Origin of the sequence: Citrobacter sp. Cf116 (assembly GCF_030336505.1) — a bacterium.
GTDB classification, from domain to species: domain Bacteria; phylum Pseudomonadota; class Gammaproteobacteria; order Enterobacterales; family Enterobacteriaceae; genus Citrobacter; species Citrobacter freundii.
In genome coordinates this window covers 739,303-763,910 of record NZ_JAOWEQ010000040.1, presented here as the reverse complement: position 1 = coordinate 763,910, position 24,608 = coordinate 739,303, and the positions used below count along the sequence as shown (strand labels likewise).

The following is a 24,608-nucleotide window of genomic DNA, read 5'->3' as shown; positions in this document are numbered from 1 at the left end:
CTAAGACTTTTTCCTGGTTAGCGGCTGATTTGTTGCAAATTTGTGGGCAGGTTAACAATTACCCGTGTGCCGTTGTTTGATTCGAGCGTCAGTTCACCGCCAAGGGCGCTCACCCGCTCACGCATTCCCTGGATACCGAAACCGGGAATTTTTTCTGGCAGAATACCCACGCCATTGTCAGCGACGTCCAGAAACAAGCTATGTTCCTGCTGGCGCAGCGTAATCGACACATCGCTGGCATCGGCATGTTTACAGACGTTATTGAGTAACTCCTGCAACAGGCGATACAGCGTGAAGCGCACCGTTTCGTTTTCTGGCGTATTCTCTAGCTGATAATCAAAGCGACAGCGAATGCCCCGTTCAGCAAAAGCAAATTCATTCACCAGATGATGTAGTGCATCTTTAAAAGACAGTTCATCGAGCGCGGGTGGACGCAGCTGGCGCAGCAGCTGGCGGGTGGAGTGGTGAATACGCCGGGCCAGGTCGTTGATCTGATTTGCCGCTTCAAGCGTTTGTTCGCGACCCGGTGCGCGTTTGACCAGTTGTGATTGAATTTGAATGGCGGTGATGTTCTGACCAATTTCGTCGTGCAGTTCCCGCGCCAGGCTTTTGCGCGTGTTTTCTTCGGTGCGGATCAGCTGTTCGGTCAGCGCGCGACGCGCCGCCAGTTCAGTTTCCAGACGCTGGCGATAATGGTGCAGGTTTTGCGCCAGATGCTGCTGGCGGCTGATGGCGATCCCCAGCCCTATGCCGAGCAGCGCCTGGGTGGCGAGGAAAATCTCCAGCTCCAGTAAATTACTGAACCCGACGCCGATTTGCCGGGCGATGGTGATCATCATACTGCCGAGCAATCCGGACAACACGCCGCCCTGCCAGCCAAATTTCCACGCCATCACCACGTTCGGTAAAAACACCACGATCAGCAACAGGCGCTCGATCTCCGGCGACAACACCATCTGGGTGCCGATGCCAATAATAAAAAACAGGCTGCACCAGATGATAAGCGAGGTGCGCAGCGGGGGATTGGTGGTATCCAGCCCGAGCAAATGATAGCGGTGCTGCTGGCGCAAAAATTCATAGATCAGATAGACAAACGGCGTCAGCAGCACGCCGCCGGTAAACGACGCCAGGCCAATTAACGTTGCCGGACTTTGGATAAACGGTGAAAGCAGGGCGGTATTGAGCAATGAGGTGATCGTCACCCCGGCCAGCAGCAGCGTTAAGCGCTGCCAGTAAAGGGGGAAGCGGTGCCAGTATGACTGGCCGATGCTCGCCGGAATCAGGCTAATTAACGGCGCAGCCAGCAGGATATAGCCATTCAATAATTGCTCACTGTGCAGCCAGAACAACATCAGCACCGGCGGCAATACCAGCGCGGGCCAGTAACGGCGAGAAAGCAGGATGAGCAGCGCGAGATAGACGCCGTGTGGCAGGAACAGCGCCGCCTGCTGGCCGTTGTGGGTCAGGTAAAACCCCAGCGTCCACAGCATCAACCAGCCCGATCCCCAGGCCAGCAGAATAAACAGAGAAATAACCCAATGCCGAAGGCTACGCGACATTAATGCCCCGTTAATAGCTGGTGGTCGAGGGCAAAATGCACCAGATCGATGGTGCTGTGGCATTGCAGTTTGCCCAGCACGTTCGCCCGATGAACGTGTACCGTCTTGTGGCTGAGGTCGAGCTTGAAGGCGATCTCTTTTACGCTGTCGCCTTTGACCAACAGCTCAAACACTTCGCGCTCGCGTGGGGTCAGTACTTCCAGTACCTGCGCGGGCTGTTCGCCGCCGCGTAGCGCCCGCAGCGCATCGGCGCACAGGTAATGCCCGCCCATACCGACCGATCGTACCGCCTGCACCAGCTCCTCTGGTCCGCAGCGTTTGGTCAGGTAGCCACTGGCGCCGGCATCCAGCGCACTTTGCACAAACGTGGGTGAGTCATAGATGCTGAGAATGATGGCGCGAAAACCGGGCTTCTGTGCCCGCAGTCGTTTTAACAGGCTCAGACCATTTTCATCCGGCATGGCGATATCCATCACCGCAACGTTGACGTCATCATGCAGAAGTGCAGGCCAGGCCTCCGCTGCGCTGCTGTACTGACCGGTAACGTTGAGATCGTCTTCGAGACTGAGTAATTGCGCAAAGCCGGAACGCACCACCACATGGTCATCCACCAGCACAACATGAATCATGATATTGCTCTCTTGCCTGATAATGGCGTCTATGATGCCGGTCAGCGCCGCGCTGGCAATCATCCAGGTGTAGTTATGTAACGAATGTAACAAAATCGCAATAATTTGCCGGGTGTTGTAGGCCGGATAAGGCGCTTGCGCCGCCATCCGGCAACAGTGCCTGATGGCGCTGCGCTTATCAGGCCTACGAATTCCATCTGTAATGAGCAAAATCGCTAACTATTGCCGCTTTTTTTCTAAAAACGCTTTGTTCTTAGCCAGAATTTTTAATTCCTTTATCAAATTGTGCCGCAACGAAATACTGCCTCCATAACAAGACAGGGGAGCAGACAATCATGGCTATTTCATCGCGTAACGCACTTCTCGGTGCACTGGCATTCATCGCATTTCAGGCGCAGGCGGTGAACGTCACCGTCGCTTATCAGACCTCCGCCGAACCCGCCAAAGTGGCGCAGGCGGATAATACTTTTGCCAAAGAGAGCGGCGCTACCGTTGACTGGCGCAAATTCGACAGCGGCGCGAGCATCGTCCGGGCGCTAGCCTCCGGCGACGTGCAGATCGGTAATCTTGGCTCCAGCCCGCTGGCGGTCGCCGCCAGTCAGCAAGTACCCATTGAAGTTTTTCTGCTGGCGTCAAAGCTTGGTAACTCCGAGGCACTAGTGGTGAAGAAAAACATCAGTAAACCGGAAGATTTGATTGGCAAACGCATTGCGGTGCCGTTTATCTCCACCACCCATTACAGCCTGCTGGCGGCGTTGAAACACTGGGGGATTAAACCCGGTCAGGTGGAGATTGTGAACCTGCAACCACCTGCGATTATTGCCGCATGGCAGCGCGGGGATATTGACGGCGCGTACGTCTGGGCTCCTGCGGTCAATGCGCTGGAAAAAGACGGCAAGGTGTTAACCGACTCATCGCAGGTTGGTGAGTGGGGCGCACCGACGCTGGACGTGTGGGTGGTACGCAAAGATTTTGCCGAGAAGCATCCTGAGGTGGTGAAAGCCTTTGCCAAAAGCGCTATCGATGCGCAGCAACCTTATATCGCTAATCCCGATGAGTGGCTGAAGCAGCCTGAGAATATCAGCAAATTGTCGCGTTTAAGCGGCGTGCCGGAAGCGGATGTGCCGGGACTGGTGAAAGGTAACACTTACCTGACGCCGCAACAGCAGACTGCCGAACTGACCGGACCGGTGAACAAAGCCATTATCGACACCGCGCAGTTCCTCAAAGAGCAGGGCAAAGTCCCCGCTGTCGCGACGGATTACAGCCAGTACGTGACCGATCGCTTCGTGCAATAAATAAGGAGGCGCTGATGCTGCAAATCTCTCATCTTGCCGCCAGCTACGGTGGAAAACCGGCGCTGGAGGATATCAACCTGACGCTCGATAGCGGTGAGCTGCTGGTGGTACTCGGACCTTCCGGTTGCGGGAAAACCACATTGTTAAATCTGATTGCCGGATTTGTGCCGTATCAGCATGGCAGCATCACGCTGGCGGGTAACAGGGTTGACGGTCCGGGGGCAGATCGCGGGGTCGTATTCCAGAATGAAGGTCTGCTGCCCTGGCGTAACGTGCAGGACAACGTGGCTTTTGGTCTGCAGCTGGCGGGGGTGGATAAACCACAGCGTCAGCGTATTGCCCTGGAGATGTTGCAGAAAGTCGGGCTGGAGGACGCGGGCAAACGCTTTATCTGGCAGCTTTCCGGTGGACAGCGGCAGCGCGTCGGCATTGCGCGGGCGCTGGCGGCCAATCCACAGTTGTTGTTGCTGGATGAACCTTTTGGCGCGCTCGACGCCTTTACTCGTGAGCAGATGCAAACCCTGCTGCTGAAGCTGTGGCATGAGACTGGCAAACAGGTGCTGTTGATTACGCACGATATTGAAGAAGCGGTGTTTATGGCGACAGAGCTGGTATTGCTGTCGCCAGGCCCAGGCCGGGTACTGGAGCGTCTGCCGCTGAATTTCGCCCGTCGCTTTGTGGCTGGAGAGTCGAGTCGCAGCATTAAGTCCGATCCGCAGTTTATCGCCATGCGCGAGTACGTGTTAGGTCGAGTCTTTGAACAACGGGAGGCATTTTCATGAGCGTGGTGATTAATGATAAACCCCGTCGCCAGCGCGCGCTCAACTGGCGCTGGCCGTTCTCGCGGCAGATTACCTTAAGCCTTGGTACGTTGGCCGTCATTTTGGCGTTGTGGTGGACGGTGGCGGCGCTGCAGTTAATCAGTCCGCTGTTTTTACCGCCACCGGGACAGGTTTTACAAAAGCTGATCGTTATTGCCGGTCCGCAGGGATTTATGGATGCCACCCTGTGGCAGCATCTGGCGGCGAGTCTGACACGTATTGTTATCGCGCTGCTGGCGGCGGTGCTGCTGGGCGTTCCGGTTGGAATCGCTATGGGGCTGAGTCCGACGATGCGCGGCATTCTCGATCCGATCATTGAGCTGTATCGTCCGGTTCCGCCCCTGGCCTATCTACCGCTGATGGTCATTTGGTTTGGCATCGGTGAAACCTCCAAGATCTTGCTTATCTATCTGGCGATTTTTGCCCCTGTAGCGATGTCGGCGCTGGCGGGAGTGAAAAGTGCGCAGCAGGTGAGAGTGCGCGCCGCGCAATCGCTGGGAGCCAGCCGTGCGCAGGTGCTGTGGTTTGTTATTTTGCCGGGGGCATTACCTGAGATCCTCACCGGATTACGTATCGGACTTGGGGTGGGCTGGTCGACGCTGGTGGCGGCAGAGCTGATTGCCGCCACGCGAGGCTTAGGATTTATGGTCCAGTCTGCCGGTGAGTTTCTGGCAACGGATGTGGTGCTGGCGGGGATCGCGGTGATTGCCGTTATCGCGTTTATTTTAGAACTGGGTCTGCGTGCGCTTCAGCGCCGTCTGACGCCCTGGCATGGAGAAGTACAATGAGTGAACGTCTGAGCATAACCCCGCTGGGGCCGTATATTGGCGCACAAATTTCTGGTGCGGATTTGGCGCGTCCGCTGAGCGATAATCAGTTTGAACAGCTTTATCACGCGGTATTGCGCCACCAGGTGGTGTTTCTGCGCGAGCAGGTGATTACGCCGCAACAACAGCGGGCGCTGGCGCTGCGTTTTGGCGATCTGCATATTCACCCGGTCTATCCGCATGCCGAAGGAGTAGAAGAAATTATCGTGCTGGATACCCATAACGATAATCCGCCGGATAACGACAACTGGCACACCGATGTCACCTTTATCGACACGCCGCCTGCCGGGGCGATTTTAGCGGCGAAAGAGCTGCCATCAACCGGGGGCGACACTCTGTGGACCAGTGGGATTGCCGCTTATGAAGCATTGTCTGAGCCGTTCCGTCAGTTGCTGAGTGGCCTGCGGGCAGAGCATGATTTCCGTAAATCATTTCAGGAATATAAATATCGCAAGACCCCAGAGGAGCACCTGCGCTGGCTGGAGGCCGTCGCTAAACATCCACCGTTGCTGCATCCGGTGGTGCGCACGCATCCGGTGAGCGGGAAGCAGGCGCTGTTCGTGAATGAAGGATTTACCACGCGAATTGTTGATGTCACGGAAAAAGAGAGCGAGGCGTTACTGAGCTTTTTGTTCGCGCATATCACCAAACCGGAGTTTCAGGTGCGCTGGCGCTGGCAGCCCAACGATGTGGCGATTTGGGATAATCGCGTGACGCAGCATTATGCGAATGCGGATTATCTGCCGCAGCGGCGCATTATGCATCGGGCAACGATTCTGGGAGATAAGCCATTTTATCGGGCGTGATGATTACCGGAGACGCTTCACTTGCCGGGCCTACGACCTGTAGGCCCGGTTAGGCGTTATTAACGCAGAATTTTTTTCTCAGCCAGATCCAGTGCGAAGTAGCTGAAGATCAGATCCGCGCCAGCGCGTTTGATCGACCCTAAGCTTTCCAGCACCACTTTCTCTTCATCTATAGCCCCCGCCAGCGCCGCGAATTTGATCATCGCGTATTCACCGCTGACCTGGTAAGCGCCAATCGGCAGCTCGGTGCGTTCGCGGATATCGCGCAGAATATCGAGGTACGCGCCAGCCGGTTTGACCATCAGGCAGTCTGCGCCCTGGGCTTCATCCAGCAGCGATTCGCGAATCGCTTCCCGACGGTTCATCGGGTTCATCTGATAGGTTTTACGATCGCCTTTCAGCGCGGTGCCCGCGGCTTCACGGAATGGGCCGTAAAAAGATGAGGCAAACTTAGTGGAGTAGGACATGATAGCGGTATCGGTGAAGCCCGCGGCGTCCAGCGCCTGGCGAATCGCCTGTACCTGACCATCCATTGCGGCGGAAGGCGCGATGAAGTCCGCACCCGCTGCGGCGGCAACCACCGCTTGCTTGCCGAGGTTGGTAAGGGTTAAATCGTTATCCACGCCGTGATCGCATAACACGCCGCAGTGGCCGTGTGAGGTGTATTCGCAGAAGCAGGTGTCGGACATGACGATCATTTCCGGCACGGTCTGTTTGCAGATACGCGACATGCGCGCCACCAGGCCGTCTTCTTTCCAGGCATCGCTACCGGTGTCATCCGTATGGTGGGAAATGCCGAAAGTCATCACCGAGCGGATGCCAGCATTAGCAATGCGTTCAATTTCGCGCGCCAGGTGCTTCTCTGGAATACGCATCACGCCTGGCATGGCGTCGATAGCTTTGTAATCGTCGAGTTCTTCTTCAACAAAGATCGGCAACACCAGGTCATTTAAGCTGAGTGTTGTCTCTTCAAACATAGCGCGCAGCGCGGGAGATTTGCGCAGGCGGCGAGGGCGTTGGATTAGGTCTGTCATGGTATGCCTGATGTTTGTGGAATCGAAGGCCGTAGTATACCCGAACCTGAGGGCGTGTGGTTTACGAAAGTTGGCGTTATATCTGGATTTACTGTAACGAAGGGATGAATCATTAGCGCAATTTATTCACAAGCATAGCAATTTATTCATATTCATTATTTTGTTTATTGTTTTTTTATTATTTTAAATATCTATGCGTTTGCTTTTATAGCGTGGTGTATAGATTGTGTTTATTTATTGTCTATTTATTTGTTTGCGTTCTGATTCATTAGTGAATTATATGCTTTGAATGTTGGCTCTCTTTTAATTGATTGAAACTATTGGTTTTTATATTTATTAAATGACGTGACTTGAATTTATTATGTTGTCCGGTTTCGGACAATGGGCAAAGAATAATTGAACCTTTCCTTAATGAAACCGCATAATCGTCCCTGCGAAACATAAAATGTTTTCTTTGCATTGATAATTGATGGATCAACTATATTACGTCCCTGAGGAGGGATGACAAATGCACATTTGGAAAAAGAAACTTGTAGTATCACAATTAGCATTAGCCTGCACTTTGGCAATCACTTCTCAGGCGAATGCTTCTACTGATATCTCTGGGACCGCCTACACAACGTTTACCCATTATAATGATGTATCTTATGCTGATGGCGTCTATTACGATGGATATGTCGGGTGGAACAATTACGACACCGATAGTATTTATAACGGTGATATTTATCCGGTAATCAATAACGCTACTGTCAACGGCGTTATTTCTACTTATTATCTGGATGATGGGCTGTCTACTAACACCAATAACAACAGCCTGACGATTAAAAACAGTACCATTCATGGTATGGTGACATCCGAATGTATGACCACGGATTGTTCTAACCGTACAGGTACCGACTACTACTACGATCGCCTGGCGATGAACGTTATCAACTCAACGATTGATGACAACTACGAACATTATACCTACAACGGTACGTATAATGACGCGGCTGACACGCACGTTGTCGACGTTTATAACCTGGGGACGGCTATCACGCTGGATCAAGAAGTTGATCTGTCTATCTCCAACAACTCTCACGTTGCGGGTATTACGCTGACTCAGGGTTATGAGTGGGAAGATATTGACGATAATACCGTCAGCACTGGCGTAAATAGCGGCGAAGTGTTTAACAACACCATTGTTGTTACCGATTCTACCTTGACCTCTGGCTCATGGTCTGATGAAGGTACCTCCGGTTGGTTTGGCAACACCAGCAATGCGAGCGACTACAACGGTAACGGCTGGAACGCTAATGATGTCGCATTAGCGGTTATTGCTCATCCGAATGCTGATAACGCGATGCAGACCACTGCCACGTTTGATAACGCTACGCTGATGGGCGATGTGCTGTTCTCCAGCAACTTTGACGAGAACTTCTTCCCGAACGGCGCAGATACTTACCGTGATACCGATGCCGATCTGGATACCAACGGATGGGATGGTACTGACCGTCTGGATCTGACTCTGAACAACGGCAGTAAGTGGGTTGGCGCGGCCATGTCCGTACATCAGGTTGATGTTGATGGTGACGGCGTTTACGATAGCTATGCTGCAGGTACTGAAGCCACTGCAACGCTGATCGACATCGCTGCCAACAGCCTGTGGCCAAATTCAACCTACGGTATTGATAGCGACACGACCTCTTATGACGAAAATGGTCATGTGGTTGGCAACGCTGTTTACCAGAGCGGTCTGTTCAACGTCACGCTGAACGGCGCTTCACAGTGGGATACCACCAAAACGTCTCTGATTGATACCCTGAGCATCAACAGCGGTTCCGTCGTCAACGTGGGTGATTCTACCCTGATCTCCGACACTATTGGCCTGACCGGTGGTTCTGCACTGAACATCAACGAAGATGGTCATGTTGCGACTGATACCCTGTCTATTGATAACAGTACCGTCACAATTGCTGATGATGTTGCTGCTGGCTGGAGTGTAGGAAGTGCTGCACTGTATGCCAACACCATCAACGTTACCAACAACGGTGTTCTGGATGTGGGTAACAGCACAGGTGATGCACTGCAGGTTGATACGCTGAATCTGACCAGCTACACCGACGCTTACAACCATGTTAATGCGGGTGTTTTCGACATCAACAGCACTAACTATGTACTGAATGCTGACCTGACCAACGATCGTACCAACGATACGACCCAGGCTAACTACGGTTATGGCGTGATCGCGATGAACTCTGATGGTCATCTGACTATCAACGGTAACGGCGATTCCGACACCTCAGGCGATCAGTCTGAAGTTGATAACTACGGTGACCATGTCGCGGCAGCAACCGGTAACTATAAAGTGCGTATCGACAACGCGACTGGCGCAGGCTCTGTTGCTGATTACAAAGGTAACGAGCTGATCTACGTTAACGACAAGAACAGCAACGCGACCTTCTCTGCAGCCAACAAAGCTGACCTCGGTGCTTACACCTATCAGGCACAGCAGCAGGGTAACACCGTTGTTCTGCAGCAGATGGAACTGACAGACTACGCGAACATGGCGCTGAGCATCCCGTCTGCTAACACCAATATCTGGAACCTGGAACAAGACACCGTTGGTACTCGTCTGACTAACGCACGTCATGGTCTGGTTGATAACGGTGGTGCATGGGTAAGCTACTTCGGTGGTAGCTTCGATGCAGATAACGGCACCATTAACTACGATCAGGATGTTAACGGCATCATGGTTGGTGTTGATTCCAAAATTGATGGTAACAACGCTAAGTGGATTGTCGGTGCTGCAGCAGGCTTCGCGAAAGGTGATATGAGCGACCGTACCGGTCAGGTGGATCAGGATAGCCAGACTGCCTACATCTACTCTTCTGCTCGCTTTGACAACAACATCTTTGTTGACGGTAACTTAAGCTACTCCCACTTTAACAACGATCTGTCTGCTAACATGAGCAACGGTCAGTATGTTGATGGCAGCACCTCTTCTGATGCCTGGGGCTTTGGCTTGAAACTGGGTTATGACCTGAAGCTGGGTGACGCAGGCTACGTAACGCCATACGGCAGCGTATCCGGTCTGTTCCAGTCTGGTGATGATTATAAGCTGAGCAATGACATGAAAGTTGACGGTCAGTCTTATGACAGCATGCGCTATGAACTCGGTGTAGATGCAGGTTATACCTTCGCCTATAGCGAAGATCAGGCGCTGACTCCGTACTTCAAACTGGCCTACGTTTACGACGACTCTAACAACGATTCTGACGTAAATGGCGATTCTATCGACAACGGTGTAGAAGGTTCTGCGGTACGTGTTGGACTGGGTACTCAGTTCAGCTTTACCAAAAACTTCAGCGCCTACACCGATGCTAACTACCTCGGTGGTGGTGATGTAGATCAAGACTGGTCTGCAAATGTTGGCGTTAAATATACCTGGTAAGACATCTCTCGTTGTTAAAGAAAAGATAATCTAACTCAGAAAAATGCCCGTCACGGATTTGACGGGCATTTATTGCAAGGAATGCCCAGATGTTGTCTGCAAATAAACCGCTTGTGGAATTTGGTAAGCTTGATAAATGTTTGTCGAAATATGGCAAACACTTTGAGTGTGATAACGATAAAGAAATAATTTATTCCAGTGATATAAACAGTGACGATACCTTTATCATTTTAAATGGTGTAATTTCCCTGAGGCGAGGGGAGAATGTGCTGGTCGGTATTGCACAGGCGCCATTTATTATGGGGCTTTCAGATGGCGTGATGAAAACAGATATACAATACAGATTAATCACGGAAAGCGATTGTACGGGATACCATCTACCTGCCTCACAAACAATTAATATAATTGAAGAGTGCCAGCTTTGGCGTGAAGCTTTTTGTTGGTTGGCATGGCAAAATTCCATGCTTGAATTGCGAGATCTGCAGTTGATCGGCAATAACTCCTACGATCAGATTCGCGCGACGCTGATATCCATGATGAAATGGGACGACGTACTGCGTTCGCGTATCGGCGTCATGAACTATATTCACCAACGCACGCGAATTTCCCGCTCGGTTGTCGCTGAGGTTCTCGCGGCTTTGCGTAAAGGTGGTTACATTGAAATGAATAAAGGCAAACTGGTGAGCATTAACCGTTTGCCTTTTGAGTATTAACTCAGGATGCGGGAATAACCAGCGGTTTGTTCCCGCTCAACTCTGCAACCAGATCGTTGATACCGTCACTCATATTGGTAAAACGGGTTAGCGGAGAACGGGTCACCACGATAAACGCCCCGACGTTTTGTTGTGGGATCATCGCCATATAGGTGATGAAACCTCCACCGCCGCCGGTTTTTTGAATAATTCCCGGTCGGCCATTCTTCGGCGCCATGTAGACCCAGCCCAAACCAAGCGCATCGGCTCTGCCTGGAACATCCATTCCCACCACTTTAGTTAACTGCGTACGCTGATAAATCAGCGTCTGCATCCGGTCGGCCTGCTGGCTACGATGATAAAAGTCAGAAGAGAGATACTGCTGCATCCAGCGCATCATATCGCCGGGCGTAGAATAGACACCGCCGCTGCCCATTGCCGCCAGCGTATTATTGCACGGGCTGGCACCTTTTTCCGCGACCATCAGGCGTCGGCATTGATCGGGGGACGGGGTAAAGGTGGTGTCTTTCATCCCCAGCGGACGGGTGATTTTTTCTTCAAACAGCTGCGGATAAGGCTTACCAGAGGCCGCTCCCAGCGCATCGGCCAGCAGGTCAAATGCCAGGTTGGAATAAGATGCCTGTGAACCCGGTGCGGCTTTCAACGTGGCAGTAGAGAGATAGCTCCAGCGCTGCTCGCGGGTTGGCCAGACAAACACCGGGCGCTTTGCCGCGCCGCCAGGCTGCTCGCGCGGCAGCGCGCTGGTATGCGTCGCCAGATTCACCAGCGTAATCGGCGTGCCCTGATAAGTCGGCACGCGTGCACCTGGAGGTGCATATTTACTCAATGGATCGTTGAGTTTGACCGTGCCCTGATCGAGCAATTTCACCAGCATTTCGCTGGTCATTAATTTAGTGATTGAGGCAATTCGAATCACGGAATCAAGCTGTGGATGGACGTTGTTACCGGGACGCGTTTCGCCAAAGCTGCGAAATACGCGCTGATTACCATCAATCACCACGAGCGCCATCCCCGTAGCACCACTGCCGTAAAATATATGGTCGGCATAACGATCGACGATATCGGAGGCGAAAACCGGATCGGTTATAGGCTGTGCCGCCTGGGCTGATGTCAATGACGCCGCACACAGCGCGGCAGAAAAAAGCAGACTACGTTTCAACGGTGGTGTCCATGAGTTAGAGAAAGTGAAAAAGGATGTCGTGCGTATGCGTATTTATACTACTCATCGGCGTATTGCAAAGCGCTTATCAACCAATGATAGTGGGAAAAACGTAACGATGAGTAAACGTAGGAGTTTCCTGGATTGCGGATGTTCGCTTTTGTGATCTCACGCTGTGATAATCTGCACATACTGGAACGTTGTCGAGTGTGAAAACCACAGAAACAATTCTTCATAACCGAGGTGCGAACTAAGTGCCTCGGTTTTGGTCACAATTGTCGGTTTCAGCTTGTGTTTTTGGGCGTAAGCCGTCTGGCCTCCGCACTCCACGGTGGCAAATGCACAGCAGTCGTCATAACGATAAGAAGTTAGCAGGAGAGCACTATGTTTAAGTCTTTTTTCCCAAAGCCGGGGCCGTTCTTTATTTCGGCATTTATTTGGGCACTAGTCGCCGTTGTATTCTGGCAAGCAGGTGGGGGAGCCTGGGTTGCACATATTACCGGCGCGTCGGGAGACGTACCTATTAGCGCAGCGCGTTTCTGGTCGTTGGATTATCTGATTTTTTATGCGTACTACATTCTTTGTGTCGGGGTGTTCGCGCTGTTCTGGTTTCTCTACAGCCCACACCGCTGGCAGTACTGGTCTATTCTGGGCACATCGCTGATTATTTTTGTGACCTGGTTTCTGGTTGAAGTCGGCGTCGCTGTCAACGCCTGGTACGCGCCATTTTATGACCTAATTCAAACTGCGCTCAGCACACCACACAAGGTGAAGATTGAGCAGTTCTATCATGAAGTTGGCATTTTTCTCGGCATTGCGCTGATAGCCGTGGTCATTGGCGTGATGAACAACTTCTTCGTCAGCCACTACGTATTCCGCTGGCGTACCGCGATGAACGAACACTATATGGCGCACTGGCAGCATTTGCGTCACATCGAAGGCGCAGCGCAGCGTGTGCAGGAAGACACCATGCGTTTTGCTTCTACGCTGGAAGATATGGGCGTCAGCTTTATCAACGCGATTATGACGCTGATTGCCTTCCTGCCTGTACTGGTTACGCTCTCTGCCCATGTTCCTGACCTGCCGATTGTTGGACATGTGCCTTATGGCCTGGTGATTGCCGCGATTGTCTGGTCGCTGATGGGAACCGGTTTGCTGGCCGTGGTCGGGATAAAACTTCCTGGGCTGGAGTTTAAAAACCAGCGCGTGGAAGCGGCCTATCGTAAAGAACTGGTCTATGGCGAAGATGATGGCAACCGTGCGACGCCACCGACGGTGCGTGAACTGTTTCATGCGGTACGCCAAAATTACTTCCGTCTCTATTTTCACTATATGTACTTCAATATCGCCCGTATTCTTTACCTGCAGGTTGATAACGTTTTCGGCTTGTTCCTGCTGTTTCCGTCGATTGTTGCCGGTACGATTACGCTCGGCCTGATGACGCAAATCACCAACGTGTTTGGCCAGGTGCGCGGCTCGTTCCAGTATCTGATTAACTCCTGGACAACGTTAGTGGAACTGATGTCTATTTATAAGCGTCTGCGCAGCTTTGAACGAGAGCTTGATGGTCAGGACATTCAGGAAGTTACCCATACGCTGAGTTAATAATAAGGAGATGTTATGTCGACGGTTTCCCGTCTTTACCCCTTGTCTGGTCTGGCAGCACTGGTGCTGGTGGGATGTAGTAGCCAACCCGCGCAGCCGCTAAAAAAGGGGGAGAAAGCCGTCGATGTGGCGAGCGTGGTGCGCCAGAAAATGCCCGCCAGCGTGAAAGACCGGGACGCATGGGCGCAGGATTTGGCAAAGACTTTTGAAAGCCAGAAGCTGGCGCCGACGGTTGAAAATATCTGTTCGGTGCTGGCGGTCGCGCAACAGGAGTCAAATTACCAGGCGGATCCAGCCGTGCCGAACTTAAGTAAAATCGCCTGGAAAGAGATCGATCGTCGTGCCGAGCGTATGCACATCCCGCTATTTGTGGTGCATACCGCGCTGAAGATTAAATCGCCAACGGGGAAAAGCTACAGCGAGCGGCTGGATACGGTGAAAACCGAAAAACAGCTTAGCGCGATCTTTGATGATTTTATCAATATGGTACCGATGGGGCAGACGTTATTTGGTTCGCTTAATCCGGTGCATACCGGTGGGCCGATGCAGGTTAGCATCGCCTTTGCTGAGCAGCATGCCAGCGGCTACCCGTGGAAAATGGCGGGAACCGTGCGCCAGGAAGTATTTAGCCGCCGCGGTGGGCTGTGGTTCGGTACGTATCATCTGCTTAACTACCCGGCGAATTACAGTGCGCCAATTTTCCGCTTCGCCGATTTCAATGCCGGGTGGTATGCCAGCCGCAATGCAGCTTTCCAGAATGCGGTCAGTAAAGCCAGCGGCGTGAAGCTGGCGATGGACGGTGATTTAATTCTCTATGGCAGCAGCGAGCCGGGCAAAACGGAGCTGGCGGTACGTAAACTGGCCGGGAGGCTGGACATGAGCGAGAGTGAGATCCGCCGTCAGTTGCAAAAAGGCGACAGCCTGGCCTTTGAAGAGACCGCGCTGTACGAGAAAGTCTATAAGCTGGCGGAAGCGAAGGCCGGGAAAACGCTTCCCCGTGAGATGCTGCCTGGCATTCAACTGGAAAGCCCGAAGATCACACGTAATCTGACTACCGCGTGGTTTGCTAAACGCGTGGACGATCGTCGGGCGAAATGTATGGGTCAGTCATCGTTATGATGACGGCGGCGCCAGCGCGCGAATGCCGCGATGGCGCCAAGAATCAGGCTTCCGGCGAGAAAAGGGACCAGTCCAAAAAGGGTTCCGACGCCCAGGCCGATTTCAACTCGCGGGCGCACTGTCTCTTGCATTTGCAACTGCATCAACTGCTCATAGATGCCGGGAGCGTGGGCCAACAGATTTAAAATCTGCGCGCCTGCCCAGAAGCAAAACAGCACAAATACGGCATACGCAATGTTGCCGGGCAGGGAGGAGGGATCCCGATGCTTGCCCTTAAAAAGGGATTTTGAGAGCGTAAAATCAGCCATAAAGACCTCCGGAAATAACCTGCTTTTTTTGACGTAATGCCTGTAACTGAAAGTGAGTCTGACAGGTGATCGGCAATGTCAATATCAGAATGATGGTAATTTCAGGTAGAGATTATTCCTGGATTTCGGTTTTTTGCTTAGCATCACAATTACGCAACTTTAAGTGAAATTAATTTACATTTCAGAAATTCCGCACAGGCCACAGACGTGTATGAGGAAATGTGCGAGGATGCGTTTTCATGTTGTATATCCACCGGAGCCGTTATGAACCTGCCTGTTAAAATCCGCCGAGACTGGCACTATTATGCCTTCGCTATTGGGCTTATCTTTATTCTCAACGGCGTGGTGGGCTTACTCGGTTTTGAAGCGCAGGGGTGGCAAACCTATGCGGTGGGGCTGGTGACCTGGGTGATTAGCTTTTGGCTGGCCGGATTAATCATCCGTCGCCGCGTTGAAGATGATGAAGTAAAGGATGCCCAATAGCTATATCAGGCATCCTGGCGGGTTTACATACTGGTTTTCAGCGCGCTATCCGCAGCATGGCGTTCCAGCGCCAGTTCGATCAGGCGAGTGATCAAATCGGTATAGCCTAAACCGCTCGCCTGCCACAGCTTCGGATACATACTGATGTTGGTAAAGCCTGGCAGCGTGTTGATCTCATTGATCACAACGTTGTTTTCAGCAGTTAAGAAAACGTCCACGCGCGCCATGCCGGCACAGCCCAGTGTCTGGTAGGCCTGAATGGCGATTTCGCGGATCTTGTCGTTAATCTCTGGTGCAATTGCTGCCGGAACGACAACTGTGGCACCGTTATCGTCAATGTATTTAGTGTCGTAAGCGTAAAAATCGCTGTTCAGCACAATCTCTCCACAAGTACTGGCCTGCGGATGATCGTTGCCCAGTACAGCACATTCGATCTCGCGGCCTTTGATCCCTTGCTCCACCACGACTTTATGATCGAATTCAAATGCCAGCGCGACGGCCTGATCGTATTGGGCTTCGCTGGTTACTTTGCTGACGCCAACGGACGATCCCTGGTTGGCCGGTTTTACAAACAACGGCAGACCCAGGCGGGATTCCACTTCGCTAAAGCTGATGCTGTTGCGATTGGCGCGAGTGAGCGTAATAAATGGCGCGATGTTTAATCCGGCATCACGCAGCAGACGTTTGGTCACGTCTTTATCCATACAGGCCGCAGAACCCAGCACATCAGAACCTACGAACGGTAGGTTTGCCACGCGCAGCATGCCCTGCAGAGAGCCATCTTCACCCAGAGTGCCATGTACGATCGGGAAAATAACATCGACCGTCGGCAGCGGTTGACCGTTTTGTGCATCGATCAACTGGTGCGCTTGTTTACCCGGTACCTGCGCCAGGCTGGTCTCAGAAGGTCGCAATGCAATATGCGCCGGGTCGTCTGAATTGAGCAGATAATTACTGGCATCGCTGACGTGCCATTGCCCTTGTTTATCAATACCTAACAGCACAACGTCAAAGCGAGTCTTGTCGATGGCATCGACAATATTTTTTGCCGATTGCAATGACACTTCATGTTCCGCTGATTTACCACCAAATACGATTCCTACCCGCAACTTTGCCATCTTAAAAACCCATTCCATGAATGCAAAGCACATACATTACCACGACAAAACGCAGGTTTCCTCGGCTTCTGGCAGATTGTTTTGGCTGACGACAGGGGAATAGAACATAACAAACAAGCGGCCCGCACGCGAAGCATAATCCCCTGCTTATATTATGGGTTTGATGTGAGCTGTATCACAAATATGATGAGCGGGAAGATAAAATACTAAACTGTGATTTATCGCACCTGTGGACCCTTATTCCGCTAAGTAATTTGTTAAGCTGCTCGCAGTTTTCAGCTACTTATCGTTATGAGTCCTTATGGAATCCTGGAGAGTTAACCTTATTTCCGTTTGGTTCGGGTGCTTTTTTACCGGACTGGCGATTAGCCAAATCTTGCCTTTTTTACCACTCTATATCTCCCAACTGGGCGTGACCTCGCATGAAGCGCTCTCAATGTGGTCCGGATTAACGTTCAGCGTCACCTTCCTGATTTCAGCTATTGTCTCTCCAATGTGGGGCAGTTTAGCCGACCGCAAAGGACGCAAGCTAATGCTGCTGCGGGCCTCACTGGGTATGGCCATTGCGATTTTGCTACAGGCATTTGCTACTAACGTCTGGCAGCTTTTTCTGCTGCGCGGGGTGATGGGGTTAACCTCCGGTTATATTCCTAATGCGATGGCGCTGGTCGCGTCACAGGTTCCGCGTGAACGCAGCGGCTGGGCGCTGAGTACGCTGTCGACGGCGCAAATTAGCGGTGTCATTGGTGGACCGTTAATGGGGGGCTTTATTGCCGATCACGTTGGCTTACGGGCGGTATTCTGTATTACTGCCGCTTTGCTGGTGGTGAGTTTTCTGGTCACACTGTTTTTGATCAAAGAGGGCGTTCGTCCTACGATTAAAAAAAGCGAACGTCTGAGTGGGAAGGCCGTATTTGCCTCGCTTTCACATCCGGCGCTGGTGATCAGCCTGTTTTTTACCACCATGGTGATTCAACTGTGTAACGGTTCAATTGGGCCAATTCTGGCGCTGTTTATTAAATCAATGGTCCCAGATAGTTCGAATATTGCCTTTCTCAGCGGGCTGATAGCCTCTGTACCGGGCATTTCTGCTCTGATTTCCGCGCCTCGACTTGGTAAATTAGGCGACCGTATTGGTACTGAGCGGATTTTAATGGCGACGTTAATCTTCGCGGTGGTGCTGTTTTTCGCTATGTCGTGGGTCACCACGCCGTTGCAGTTGGGAGTTCTCCGTTTTCTGCTTGGCTTTGCCGACGGTGCGATGTTGCCGGCGGTGCAGACGCTGTTAGTGAAATACTCCAGCGACCAGATAACCGGGCGCATCTTTGGTTATAACCAGTCATTTATGTATCTCGGCAACGTCGCCGGGCCATTAATGGGGGCGACGGTTTCGGCAATGGCGGGGTTCCGTTGGGTGTTCATTGCTACAGCAAGCATTGTGCTTATCAATATCTGGCAATTGGCTATTGCGTTGCGACGTCGGCGCGGGGGGCGTTGAGTTCCTGATTAACAACGCTGCCTGTCAGCGTTGTTAATCTATAATTGTGTATTATATATTTGTGTGATTATTAATTTTCTTACCTTTTTATATTGAATCATTCTGCGTCAAGACGCATTTACCCTTATTTTGTGTTGTGATTGTTTTCGCAAATCGTTTTATTACTTATAAAAATACAACTTTCATCCTCTAGGCAGTCGTGAGCCTTAATGATAACGTGACCCATATTTTGTTAAGGGAATAGGCAAATGAAAAACCTCGTCACTGAGTTGTTACTTAAACTCGCGCAAAAAGAAGAAGAGTCGCAAGATCTGGCGGTACAGGTCGAAACGTTAGAGCGGGTAATCATCGAAATGCTGCGCAATATGGCGTGGAACGATCGGCAAATATTTATTCGTCAAATTGAGGGGGCGCTGGCTGATGTAAACCGCATGCCCGCGTTTCTGACGAACATACATAACGCTTGCGAGATCGTACCAAAAGCGTTTTGAACCATCTGTGGCGGGGCACCCACAAATTATCATAAAAGTGTCACATCAAATACTTATAGTCGCTTTGTTTTAATTTTACCGTATTTATACATGGAGAATATAAAGTGAAACAAAGCGCACTCGCTATTGCCCTGTTACCTTTGCTGTTTACCCCGGTTATTAATGCAGAAACATCTACTGTAGCGGTTTTGGATAATCGTGCCGCTCAAGGTGATATCTCCACGCCGGGTGGCGCTCGCCGATTGTCTGCCGACCAAACTGTGGCTCTGCGCGAATCCCTGAGCGACAAACCGGCCAAAAATATTATTTTACTGATTGGCGATGGGATGGGTGATTCCGAAATAACGGCAGCGCGAAATTATGCTGAAGGCGCGGGCGGCTTTTTTAAAGGTATTGATGCTTTACCGTTGACCGGACAATACACCCATTATGCGTTGGATAAGAAAACCGGCAAGCCCGATTATGTGACAGATTCTGCAGCATCGGCGACGGCGTGGACGACTGGTGTTAAAACTTACAATGGTGCTCTGGGCGTTGATATTCATGAGAAAGATCACGCTACTATTCTGGAAATGGCCAAAGCGGCGGGTCTGGCGACAGGCAACGTTTCCACGGCTGAATTGCAGGATGCCACGCCGGCCGCGCTGGTTGCCCATGTCACTTCGCGTAAATGCTATGGCCCGAGCGTGACGGCTGAAAAATGCCCGACGAACGCGCTGGAAAAAGGCGGTAAAGGGTCGATTACCGAACAATTATTGAATGCCCGTGCGGATGTTACGTTAGGTGGCGGGGCAAAGACTTTTACTGAAACCGCTACGGCAGGTGAGTGGCAGGGTAAAACGCTGCGTGAACAAGCACAGGCCCGTGGTTACCAGATGGTGAGTGATACCGCGACGCTGGCGGCGATTACCGAAGCGAATCAGGATAAACCGCTGTTGGGTCTGTTCTCTGACGGTAATATGCCAGTGCGTTGGGAAGGCCCGAAAGCGTCTTATCACGGAAATCTGGATAAGCCGGTAGTGACTTGCACGCCAAATCCAAAACGTAACGACAGCGTGCCGACTCTGGCACAGATGACGGATAAAGCGATTGAGCTGTTAAGCAAAAATGAGAAAGGCTTCTTCCTGCAAGTGGAAGGCGCGTCAATCGACAAACAAGATCACGCCGCTAACCCGTGTGGACAAATTGGTGAAACTGTCGATCTGGATGAAGCGGTGCAGCGTGCGCTTGCTTTTGCGAAGAAAGATGGCAACACCCTGGTCGTGGTAACCGCTGATCACGCGCATGCCAGCCAGATAGTCGCACCGGATACTAAAGCACCCGGTTTAACGCAAGCGCTGAACACCAAAGATGGCGCGGTGATGGTCATTAGCTATGGCAACTCTGAAGAAGAGTCCCAGGAGCACACCGGCAGCCAACTGCGTATTGCAGCCTATGGCCCTCATGCGGCGAATGTGGTTGGCCTGACCGATCAAACCGACCTGTTCTACACCATGAAAGCGGCGTTAGGACTGAAATAACCCGACGCCCGGCGGCAATACTTTTGCCGTCGGGTGGTATTTTTATCGTTAGCAGCCAAACTTACCTGTGTGTCGTCGTTCAGAAAAGGATGGAGCTATGAAAATTACATTATTAATGACGTTGCTTTTTGGTCTTATTTTTTTAACTACCGTCGGTGCTGCCGAGAAGACATTAACCCCGCAACAACAACGTATGACCACCTGCAATCAGCAGGCAACGGCGCAGACCTTAAAAGGGGATGCGCGTAAGACGTATATGAGTGATTGCCTGAAAAACAGTAAATCTGGGCCTGAGGAAAAGAGCCTGACGCCGCAGCAGCAGAAAATGCGTGAATGCAACGTCAAGGCGACGGAGCAGTCTCTGAAAGGCGATGATCGTAATAAGTTTATGAGTGCTTGCCTGAAAAAATCTGCTTAGCACTTCCGGGTGAGCAGATAAAATCGCTCACCCGAAATATCATACTTCCGCCGCCAGACCCCTTCCTATAATTTGGGAAATTTGTTTCAGAATATTCCCAAATACGATGAATGATGAAAATTTTTATCAAAAGAAGGTCGTCTCAAATGAAGCATTTATATTGCTTCATCAAAATGACCACCAACGTTCCGGTCTGCGATTTGCCCGACGAATCAGGCTGCCGCGAGCGGTGGGACTGGGGGGAATGTTTTTCCCTATCGCGTCGGTATTAGTTTCTCAGCCAATAACCGGAGGCTGGTGGCTTTTGCTGGTGGGATGGGCATTTGTCTGGCCACATCTGGCATGGCAACTGGCAAGTAAAGCTGTCGATCCACTGCATAGCGAATATACCAACTTAAAAGCCGATGCCATCCTCGCCGGGATGTGGATGGGGATTATGGGGATAAACTTGCTGCCATCCACGGCGCTTTTGATGATTATCTGTATCAACCTGATGGGCGCAGGAGGTATGCGAGTCTTCATCGCAGGCGCCGTGTTGATGGTGGTTTCCTGCCTGGTGACGTTACAGTTAACGGATATCCCCATGGCTTTTAGCAGTACGCAGCTGAGCGTGCTGTTGTCACTGCCAGTGTTAGTGGTTTACCCGTTGCTGTTTGCCTGGGTGAGTTATAAGACGCTCATCCGGCTGGCAGAACATAAACGTCGCTTACAGGTTATGAGTACGCGAGATGGGATGACCGGGGTGTATAACCGACGTCATTGGGAACTGTTGCTGCGTAATGAGTTTGATAATTGCCGTCGCCATCAGCGTGATGCCACGCTCCTTATCATCGATATCGACCATTTTAAGAGTATCAATGATACCTGGGGCCATGACGTAGGGGATCAGGCCATTGTTGCACTGACCCGCCAGTTACAGATGACCTTACGCGGTAGCGATGTGATTGGGCGTTTTGGCGGTGATGAGTTTGCGGTAATCATGTGTGGCACGTCGGCGAGCAGCGCGATTGCAGCGATGTCTCGTGTTCACGAACGGCTTACCCAACTGCGTTTATCTTGCGCGCCGCAGGTTGACCTGCGCATTAGCGTGGGCGTTGCGCCGCTGACATCTGAAACTGAACACTATAGAGAATGGTTAAAATCAGCAGATATGGCGCTCTATAAAGCAAAGAATTCCGGACGTAACCGCACTGAAGCGGCGGCATGACGTCCGGCGGTGTTAACTCAGGAGCGGCTGAGTTTTTCCGATTGCTCCATGCACTTAATCATCGCTTCAATTACTGATGAACGGAAACCGCGGTCTTCCAGGACGCGTACCGCCTCAATGGTGGTTCCACCTGGTGAGCACACCATATCCTTTAATTCGCCAGGATGTTTACCCGTTTCCAGCACCATCTTCGCCGAACCCATTACCGCTTGTGCCGCAAATTTATAAGCCTGCGCGCGGGGCATCCCCCCCTGAACGGCGGCATCTGCCATTGCTTCGATAAACATAAATACATAGGCCGGTGCTGAACCGCTGACACCAACGACCGGATGAATCATTGCCTCCGCAATGACTTCAGCTTCGCCAAAGCAGCGGAAGATATTCAGCACGTCAGCCGTATCTTCCGGCGTGACTAAGGCGTTTGGCGTGACGGAGGTCATTCCGGCGTTCACCAGCGACGGCGTGTTTGGCATTGCGCGAATGATTTTACGATCGTGACCCAGCGCGCGGGCAAGCTGATCGAGGGTGACGCCTGCGGCAATTGAGACGACCAGGGAGTCTTTGTTCAGGCTGGAGGTAATTTCGCTCAGCACCTTAATCATAATGCCTGGCTTTACGGCCCCAAAAACAATATCAGCGATCTGCGCGACTTCTTGTGCAGACTGCGCCGCATTAATGCCGTACTGGTCGTGTAGCGCGGCGACCTTATCGGGGGAAGGGGTATAGACCCAGATTTGTCCGGGGAGAACCTGACCGCTGGCGATCATGCCGCCAAGAATGGCTTTGCCCATATTACCGCAGCCGATAAAACCAATTTTCTTGTCCATCTTGTCACTCCCTATGGATGATATTCATTGTTTTATACCCTAATTACTTCAAGTTACTTGAAGTATTTGGGGGAAATCTGGGAAAGCTAAGCTTAGCGCGGAATGAATATGTTCAGAAGGAGAAACAGCACTTTGCCTGAAAGTAAAAGCACGCGACAATGTGCGGCAGCACAACAGTGGGGAGAAGTTATGACAATATGGGTGGATGCCGATGCGTGTCCGAATGTGATTAAAGACATTTTGTACCGCGCTTCTGAGCGCATGCAAATGCCGCTTGTTTTGGTGGCCAACCAAAGCCTGCGCGTCCCGCCTTCGCGTTTCATCAGCACATTACGTGTGCCTGCGGGCTTTGACGTGGCTGATAACGAGATTGTGCGTCAGTGCAGCGCTGGTGATTTAGTGATAACGGCCGATATTCCGCTGGCGGCTGAAGTGATTGAAAAAGGTGCGGCGGCGCTTAACCCGCGTGGCGAACGTTATACCGAAGCCACGATCCGCGAGCGTCTGATGATGCGTGATTTTATGGATACGCTACGCGCTAGCGGTATTCAGACCGGGGGGCCGGACAGCCTTTCGTCCCGTGACAGACAGCATTTTGCGGCTGAACTTGATAAATGGTGGCTGGAAGTTCAGCGTAGAAAATAGTATGTGTAATTTATTATTTACACTTTATTCGTTGTGAATTCTTGTTATAGTAGGGATTAACTCATCTCGCCATTCTTTATGTAATTTTTTCTTTACGATTTTGGCGGCGTACTAGTTTGATGATATGATTATATTTTTAACCGCATCAGATCCCGCTTGTTGGCGGCTCTCTGGGGAAATTCTGTGATGACGCAACCTCTTTTTCTTGTTGGCCCCCGGGGGTGTGGTAAGACGACAACCGGTATGGCGCTGGCAAAGGCTATTGATTTCCAGTTCGTTGATACCGATCGCTGGTTGCAATCGCACGTGCAAATGACCGTGGCGGAAATCGTCGAAAGAGAAGGATGGGAAGGGTTTCGTGCCCAGGAAACGACCGCTCTGCAGGCTGTCACAGCACCAGCAACGGTTGTTGCGACTGGCGGCGGTATCATTCTTACCGAATTTAACCGCCACTACATGCGCAGCCACGGCGTGGTTATCTATTTAAGCGCACCGGTATCGGTACTGGTTGATCGTCTGGAGGCCACGCCTGAAGAAGGATTACGACCAACCTTAACCGGCAAGCCGTTGACTGAAGAAGTGCAGGAAGTGCTCGCCCAGCGAGATGTTTTGTATCGCGAAGCCGCGCACTATATCGTTGATGCCACCAATGCGCCTGCGCAGGTGGTGGAAGACATTCTTGGGAGACTGGCGCAGGCAGCGCCACGGTTGCAGGGCTGTGTCTATACTTAATGTTCATCCAGTGAAAAGGAAGAACTATGCCGACACAACCACCTTACCCACGTCAAGCGACCATTGTTACGGTTGAAAAAGGGACGCCAGGCCAGACGGTAACCTGGTATCAACTTCGTGCCGATCACCCTAAACCGAATTCGTTGATCAGTGAGCATCCTTCGGCTCAGGAAGCGATGGATGCTAAAAAACGCTACGAAGACTCCGATAAAACCTGATATGAAGACCGCCCTGGCACGAGTCTTAAAAGTGCCAGTCCGGGCGTGCATCACATTTTTTTAAATTTCGCTGTATACAGTAAAAATTGAAAATTAAACAATAACAATCCAGTACTGGAATGATCTGGAATCTTTACACA

The 24,608-nt window shown here is 51.5% G+C and carries 24 protein-coding genes; 17 read left to right on the top strand and 7 right to left on the bottom strand.

Annotated elements, in window-relative coordinates; all coding sequences use genetic code 11:
* Positions 1-17 precede the first annotated feature (17 nt).
* Positions 18-1,559 carry an MASE1 domain-containing sensor histidine kinase gene (locus OGV74_RS20335; RefSeq protein ID WP_086503756.1) on the bottom strand — a complete coding sequence of 514 codons (1,542 nt, stop codon included), beginning with the start codon at positions 1,557-1,559 and terminating at the stop codon, positions 18-20.
* Entirely contained in the window at positions 1,559-2,188 is a 630-nt protein-coding gene (locus tag OGV74_RS20330; RefSeq protein WP_003021406.1) for a response regulator transcription factor, read from the bottom strand. The genes OGV74_RS20335 and OGV74_RS20330 overlap by 1 nt, the downstream gene beginning before the upstream one ends.
* Positions 2,189-2,523: 335 nt before the next feature.
* Between OGV74_RS20330 and tauA the strand changes: the two genes are divergently transcribed.
* From tauA to tauD, 4 genes are read left to right on the top strand one after another with little or no spacing between them, the layout of a single operon-like run.
* Positions 2,524-3,486, top strand: a complete 963-nt coding sequence (gene tauA / locus OGV74_RS20325; RefSeq protein ID WP_003021410.1) for a taurine ABC transporter substrate-binding protein — start codon at positions 2,524-2,526, stop codon at positions 3,484-3,486.
* Between the two features lie 14 nt (positions 3,487-3,500).
* Complete coding sequence (gene tauB, locus OGV74_RS20320; protein WP_003838608.1) at positions 3,501-4,268, top strand: taurine ABC transporter ATP-binding subunit; 768 nt, start codon at positions 3,501-3,503, stop codon at positions 4,266-4,268.
* Positions 4,265-5,095 (top strand): taurine ABC transporter permease TauC, encoded by an 831-nt coding sequence (gene tauC, locus OGV74_RS20315; RefSeq protein WP_048212475.1) that lies wholly within the window; start codon positions 4,265-4,267, stop codon positions 5,093-5,095. The genes tauB and tauC overlap by 4 nt, the downstream gene beginning before the upstream one ends.
* The gene (tauD, locus tag OGV74_RS20310) at positions 5,092-5,940 is read left to right on the top strand and encodes a taurine dioxygenase (protein WP_003021417.1); all 849 of its coding nucleotides are present in this window, start codon (positions 5,092-5,094) and stop codon (positions 5,938-5,940) included. Before tauC ends, tauD begins: the two co-directional genes overlap by 4 nt.
* A 59-nt stretch (positions 5,941-5,999) precedes the next feature.
* Here the strand turns inward: tauD and hemB are convergent, their stop codons facing one another.
* Positions 6,000-6,974, bottom strand: coding sequence for a porphobilinogen synthase (gene hemB, locus OGV74_RS20305; RefSeq protein WP_003021420.1), 975 nt, complete (start codon positions 6,972-6,974; stop codon positions 6,000-6,002).
* A 508-nt stretch (positions 6,975-7,482) separates the two neighbouring features.
* Between hemB and ehaB the strand changes: the two genes are divergently transcribed.
* Both ehaB and iprA read left to right on the top strand, forming a co-directional pair.
* The gene (gene ehaB / locus OGV74_RS20300; protein WP_048219516.1) at positions 7,483-10,407 is read left to right on the top strand and encodes an autotransporter adhesin EhaB; all 2,925 of its coding nucleotides are present in this window, start codon (positions 7,483-7,485) and stop codon (positions 10,405-10,407) included.
* Positions 10,408-10,496: 89 nt separating this feature from the next.
* On the top strand, positions 10,497-11,120 hold the full coding sequence (gene iprA / locus OGV74_RS20295; RefSeq protein ID WP_003847633.1) for a hydrogen peroxide resistance inhibitor IprA: 624 nt from the start codon (positions 10,497-10,499) through the stop codon (positions 11,118-11,120).
* A gap of 1 nt (position 11,121) precedes the next feature.
* Here the strand turns inward: iprA and ampH are convergent, their stop codons facing one another.
* Positions 11,122-12,279 carry a D-alanyl-D-alanine-carboxypeptidase/endopeptidase AmpH gene (ampH, locus tag OGV74_RS20290; RefSeq protein ID WP_286521441.1) on the bottom strand — a complete coding sequence of 386 codons (1,158 nt, stop codon included), beginning with the start codon at positions 12,277-12,279 and terminating at the stop codon, positions 11,122-11,124.
* A gap of 384 nt (positions 12,280-12,663) precedes the next feature.
* Here ampH and sbmA point away from each other — a divergent pair, with 384 nt between their 5' ends.
* Entirely contained in the window at positions 12,664-13,884 is a 1,221-nt protein-coding gene (gene sbmA, locus OGV74_RS20285) for a peptide antibiotic transporter SbmA (protein WP_003836023.1), read from the top strand.
* A 15-nt stretch (positions 13,885-13,899) separates the two neighbouring features.
* A complete protein-coding gene (locus OGV74_RS20280; RefSeq protein WP_086503758.1) occupies positions 13,900-15,003 on the top strand; it encodes a DUF1615 domain-containing protein in 1,104 nt (367 codons plus the stop codon).
* On the opposite strand, the gene OGV74_RS20275 is transcribed toward OGV74_RS20280, so the two are convergent.
* Positions 14,988-15,311, bottom strand: coding sequence for a DUF2755 family protein (locus OGV74_RS20275; RefSeq protein ID WP_086503759.1), 324 nt, complete (start codon positions 15,309-15,311; stop codon positions 14,988-14,990). The two genes, OGV74_RS20280 and OGV74_RS20275, sit on opposite strands and share 16 nt — an antisense overlap.
* A 264-nt stretch (positions 15,312-15,575) precedes the next feature.
* On the opposite strand from OGV74_RS20275, the gene OGV74_RS20270 reads away from it, so the two are divergent.
* Positions 15,576-15,794 (top strand): DUF2754 domain-containing protein, encoded by a 219-nt coding sequence (locus OGV74_RS20270; protein ID WP_003021440.1) that lies wholly within the window; start codon positions 15,576-15,578, stop codon positions 15,792-15,794.
* Positions 15,795-15,817: 23 nt separating this feature from the next.
* On the opposite strand, the gene ddlA is transcribed toward OGV74_RS20270, so the two are convergent.
* Positions 15,818-16,912 carry a D-alanine--D-alanine ligase gene (gene ddlA, locus OGV74_RS20265; RefSeq protein WP_003021442.1) on the bottom strand — a complete coding sequence of 365 codons (1,095 nt, stop codon included), beginning with the start codon at positions 16,910-16,912 and terminating at the stop codon, positions 15,818-15,820.
* Between the two features lie 301 nt (positions 16,913-17,213).
* Between ddlA and OGV74_RS20260 the strand changes: the two genes are divergently transcribed.
* The 5 genes from OGV74_RS20260 (at position 17,214) to adrA (ending at position 22,046) form a co-directional block, all read left to right on the top strand.
* Positions 17,214-18,410 (top strand): multidrug efflux MFS transporter, encoded by a 1,197-nt coding sequence (locus OGV74_RS20260; protein ID WP_003021445.1) that lies wholly within the window; start codon positions 17,214-17,216, stop codon positions 18,408-18,410.
* Between the two features lie 248 nt (positions 18,411-18,658).
* The gene (locus tag OGV74_RS20255; protein WP_003021448.1) at positions 18,659-18,901 is read left to right on the top strand and encodes a sigma-S stabilization anti-adapter protein IraP; all 243 of its coding nucleotides are present in this window, start codon (positions 18,659-18,661) and stop codon (positions 18,899-18,901) included.
* Between the two features lie 104 nt (positions 18,902-19,005).
* Positions 19,006-20,421: an alkaline phosphatase gene (gene phoA, locus OGV74_RS20250; RefSeq protein WP_086503761.1), complete on the top strand. Its 1,416-nt coding sequence runs from the start codon at positions 19,006-19,008 to the stop codon at positions 20,419-20,421.
* 97 nt (positions 20,422-20,518) lie between these two features.
* Positions 20,519-20,839: a phosphate starvation-inducible protein PsiF gene (gene psiF, locus OGV74_RS20245; protein WP_003021454.1), complete on the top strand. Its 321-nt coding sequence runs from the start codon at positions 20,519-20,521 to the stop codon at positions 20,837-20,839.
* Between the two features lie 91 nt (positions 20,840-20,930).
* The gene (gene adrA / locus OGV74_RS20240; RefSeq protein WP_085954043.1) at positions 20,931-22,046 is read left to right on the top strand and encodes a diguanylate cyclase AdrA; all 1,116 of its coding nucleotides are present in this window, start codon (positions 20,931-20,933) and stop codon (positions 22,044-22,046) included.
* Between the two features lie 17 nt (positions 22,047-22,063).
* On the opposite strand, the gene proC is transcribed toward adrA, so the two are convergent.
* The gene (proC, locus tag OGV74_RS20235) at positions 22,064-22,873 is read right to left on the bottom strand and encodes a pyrroline-5-carboxylate reductase (protein WP_032948672.1); all 810 of its coding nucleotides are present in this window, start codon (positions 22,871-22,873) and stop codon (positions 22,064-22,066) included.
* A gap of 189 nt (positions 22,874-23,062) precedes the next feature.
* On the opposite strand from proC, the gene OGV74_RS20230 reads away from it, so the two are divergent.
* From OGV74_RS20230 to yaiA, 3 genes are all read left to right on the top strand, one after another.
* On the top strand, positions 23,063-23,518 hold the full coding sequence (locus OGV74_RS20230; RefSeq protein WP_003021467.1) for a YaiI/YqxD family protein: 456 nt from the start codon (positions 23,063-23,065) through the stop codon (positions 23,516-23,518).
* Between the two features lie 186 nt (positions 23,519-23,704).
* Positions 23,705-24,250: a shikimate kinase AroL gene (gene aroL / locus OGV74_RS20225; protein ID WP_286521437.1), complete on the top strand. Its 546-nt coding sequence runs from the start codon at positions 23,705-23,707 to the stop codon at positions 24,248-24,250.
* Positions 24,251-24,276: 26 nt separating this feature from the next.
* Positions 24,277-24,468 (top strand): protein YaiA, encoded by a 192-nt coding sequence (yaiA, locus tag OGV74_RS20220; protein ID WP_061547918.1) that lies wholly within the window; start codon positions 24,277-24,279, stop codon positions 24,466-24,468.
* Positions 24,469-24,608: the final 140 nt, after the last annotated feature.